The organism is Pedobacter yulinensis, from assembly GCF_003029735.1.
GTDB classification, from domain to species: domain Bacteria; phylum Bacteroidota; class Bacteroidia; order Sphingobacteriales; family Sphingobacteriaceae; genus Pedobacter; species Pedobacter yulinensis.
In genome coordinates, this window is record NZ_KZ686268.1 from 854,398 (window position 1) to 855,330 (window position 933).

Annotated in this window: 1 protein-coding gene and 2 pseudogenes; all 3 read right to left on the reverse strand. The window is 43.9% G+C overall.

The annotated features are described in order from the left end of the window. Positions 1-381 (reverse strand): annotated as a pseudogene (locus tag C7T94_RS19720) (transposase); the annotation flags it as partial. After that, positions 323-598, reverse strand: coding sequence for an integrase core domain-containing protein (locus C7T94_RS03840; RefSeq protein ID WP_262503096.1), 276 nt, complete (start codon positions 596-598; stop codon positions 323-325). The gene C7T94_RS03840 and the pseudogene C7T94_RS19720, both read right to left, overlap by 59 nt. A 178-nt stretch (positions 599-776) precedes the next feature. Beyond that, positions 777-933 (reverse strand): annotated as a pseudogene (locus C7T94_RS19725) (transposase); the annotation flags it as partial.

The window sequence follows — 933 nt, forward strand, 5'->3', positions numbered from 1 at the left end:
TACCCAGTTGCCCAGCCATGACTTGCAGCTCAGGGGATATTTCTTGCCCCATTTTTCTTCAAACTCCAGCAGTCTTTCATATCCCTGCTGTTCGTTATTTGCCTGATAGATAGGTTTCATATCGGCCATTACGGCCTTTTTGTCTTTCTCAGGAACATAGCGCATAGACGAACGGATCTAGTGGACAATGCAAAGCTGCACCCTGGTCTTTGGAAAGATAGCTTCCACAGCTTCAGGAAAGCCCTTTAACCCGTCTATGCAGGTGTAACCCTCCCTTAGTTCGGACTGGTGTTTTATAGACTTATTTAATTCAAAAATATAATTATTGTTGTTGGAACTGTGTGGATGTTGGAAACTCGATAGAGTTTTCAATATCTCCACAGTTTAGCCGCTTGTACAGGTCTGGCGTTATACCTCCCAAAGCTTCATGTGGTCTGCTGTAATTGTAATCCTCCATCCATTCATCGGTTAATACCTGTACCTGGTTAATGTCTTCAAATAGGTAAGCGTCCAAGATGTTTTCCCTAAAGGTTCTGTTAGAACGTTCGATATAGCCGTTTTGCATAGGTCTGCCTGGCTGGATGTACTGAACCTCAATACTTTAACGCCACACCAGTCCCGGAACTCCCTGCTGATAAACTCTGGCCCGTTATCAGTCCTGATCCGCTTGATCCTGGTATAATAATACATGGACTTTGGCAAGCATATAATCTTGCAGGCCCTGCTGATGCTGATATGATGCCGGGCGATCACATAAGCAGCCATGTCTTTGCGCTGGCAGGGCTTTAGAACTTTTTTGACAACACGTCTTTTAGAATCTTGTTATCAAGAGCTAGTTCCGCATACATATGCTTTAACCGACGGTTTTCTTCTTCCAGCTCCTTTAAACGACGAAGTTCCTGATTATCCATTCCGGAATACTTCTTCTTCCAA